The following is a 2514-nucleotide window of genomic DNA, read 5'->3' as shown; positions in this document are numbered from 1 at the left end:
CGCCGCTTCCACCGCCTCGCGGTCTGCCTCGTCCTTGACCGGATTGCGACGCAGGTAGTTCAGCACCGTGCGGTTCTCGGCCGGCGTCGGTCCGGGGAACAGCTGCGCGACTTGCGTGATCTCCGGCGCGATGAAGATCGAGACGTTGGGGAAGAAAATACGCACGAAATCGTAGCCGTAGTTCTCGCGGTTGCCCCATTCCTCGCGCGGCACGTCCTTGAGCTGCTCGGCGATCGAATGCTGCGGGAAGCCGATGCGGATGTTCGGCCCGAAGCCCTCGTAATGCGCGCAGTTCGACGGCGTACGCGGGAAAATCGTCTCGGGGTGCAGCGACTTGAAGTGGTAACCCTCCAGATAGCCGTCGAAGGCGATCTTCCAGTTCGCCCCGTGGATCGTGCGATTGCCGAGATACGTCCAGTTCGCGAAGTCGAGCGCGTCGAAATCCTCGAGGAAGTCCTTGAAATAATGGTCGAGGTCCATCGGCGCGTTGGGCGTCAGGCACACGAAGATCATGCCGCCGCGTTCCTCGCACGGCAGTTCGCGCAGGCCCATCGCGCCCTTGTCCACCTCGCCGAAGGTGCCCGGCTCCGAAATGCCGATCAGCTTGCCGTCGGCCCCGTAAGTCCACGAGTGGTACTTGCAGGTGAAGCGCGAGCAGTTGCCCTTGCCGTCCGGTGCGACCGGGGCGCCGCGATGCGAGCAGACGTTGAGGAAGGCGCGGACCTTGCCCTGCTTGTCGCGGTTGATGAGCACCGGCGAGCCGACCGCGTCCATCGCCTTGTAGTCGCCGGGATTCGGCAGTTCGGCGGTGAAGGCCAGCATCAGCGGCACGCGCTTGAAGACCAGCTCCAGTTCGGCCTTGAACTGGTCCTTGTCGGTATAGCTGCCGGTAGGCACGCGCAGCGGCCGCGCGGTCTGGAAGGTCTTCTTGTTCGCCACGTAGTCGAGCATGATCTCGGCCACGTCACCAATGCGCTTTACGCGTTCCACGGTCTTCTCCCGGTAATTTATGCGCCGATCCTGCGCGAGCCGCCCGGTCGCCACAAGCTGCGCAAGGTGATAGGCGACAGGGGGGCGCACAGTGCGGCACTCAGGGGATCATGATGGAGAGGAAGAGCCCCCCGTGGGCATGGCTTGAAACCCCACCGCCGCATCTGGCTGCTTACGCCGGAACGGACTTGTGGGACGAACGCACGATCGCCGAGCAGGCGAGCGCGCTGGCCGAGGCCGACCCCGGCTTCGTGTGCCTGATCGAAGGCGACGTGACCGTCACCCGCGCGCAGGCCGTAGCCGATGCCGAGGCGTTGAGCGCCGCGATGCATGCGCGCGGCCTGCGGCCGGGAGACGTCATCGCCTTCCAGGTGCCCAACTGGCGCGAGGCGATGGTGATCAACCTGGCCGCCGCGATGTCGGGCCTCGTCGTCAACCCGATCGTGCCGATCTACCGCGACCATGAAGTCTCGTTGATGCTGGCGGACTGCGGCGCGCGGGCGTTCTTCGTCGCCTCTTCGTTCCGCAAGTTCGACTATGCGGCGATGGCGCGGCGACTCGCAGGCGTGCTGCCGGACCTGGCTCATGTCTTCACCGTGCGCGGCGAAGGTTCGGACGATTACGCAGCGCTGATCGAGGAAGGGCGCGCCCTCTCCTTCGCGCGGCCAAAAGTCGATCCGCTGGGCGTGAAGATGGTGCTCTACACCTCGGGCACCACGGGACGGCCGAAGGGCGTGCTGCACAGCCACGTCTCGATCGCCCGCATCCTGCGCGAGAGCGGGCACTACTGGGGCCTGACCGAAGGCGAGGCGACGCTGATGCCCTCCCCCGTCACGCATGTCTCGGGCTATGCCAACGGGCTGGAGGCGCCGTTCATCTGCGGAATCCGCACGGTGCTGATGGAAAGCTGGAACGCGGAGCAGGCACTCGCCCTGATCGACCGGCACCAGGCGGTCGGCACCGTCGCCGCCACGCCGTTCCTCGTCGAGCTGGCGGCCGCCGCCCGCGCGCGCGGCAATCGTCTGCCCAGCTTCCGCTTCTTCGCCTGCGGCGGCGCGGCGGTTCCGGCGGACTTGATCCCCGCCGCCAATGCCGCGTTCGACCACTGCCGCGCCTTCCGCGTCTTCGGCGCCTCCGAAGTGCCGCTGGTGACGTTCGGCTGGCCCAACGTCGAGGCGCTGGCCGCGACGACCGACGGCGCCATTGTCGATTACGAGGTGCGCATCGTCGATCACGAGGACCGCGACCTGTCCGACGGCCGGGAAGGCGAAATCCTCGCGCGCGGCCCCGGCATGATGCTGGGCTATGCCGACGAGGCGCAGACCCGCGAGGCGATCACCACGGACGGCTTCTTCCGCACCGGCGACCTCGGCGTGCGGAGCGAAGATGGCGCGATCACCATCACCGGCCGCAAGAAGGACCTCATCATCCGCGGCGGCGAGAACATCTCTGCCAAGGAGATCGAGGACGTCCTGCACGCCCACCCCGCCGTGCGCGAGGCGGCCGTCGTCGCCATGCCGCACG

2 protein-coding genes are annotated in these 2514 nt (G+C 67.1%); one reads left to right on the top strand and one right to left on the bottom strand.

Features of this window, described 5'->3' with window-relative positions; genetic code table 11:
• The coding region (locus LH128_RS26945) for an aromatic ring-hydroxylating oxygenase subunit alpha (RefSeq protein WP_037521592.1) at positions 1–990 on the bottom strand (990 nt) is incomplete at its 3' end.
• Positions 991–1100: 110 nt separating this feature from the next.
• On the opposite strand from LH128_RS26945, the gene LH128_RS26940 reads away from it, so the two are divergent.
• The coding region (locus tag LH128_RS26940; protein WP_037521589.1) for an AMP-binding protein at positions 1101–2514 on the top strand (1414 nt) is incomplete at its 3' end.

It is taken from the genome of Sphingomonas sp. LH128, from assembly GCF_000293195.2.
Taxonomy (GTDB): domain Bacteria; phylum Pseudomonadota; class Alphaproteobacteria; order Sphingomonadales; family Sphingomonadaceae; genus Novosphingobium; species Novosphingobium resinovorum_A.
The sequence above is the reverse complement of the archived record's forward strand: the minus strand, read 5'-3'. Positions and strand labels throughout refer to the sequence as shown.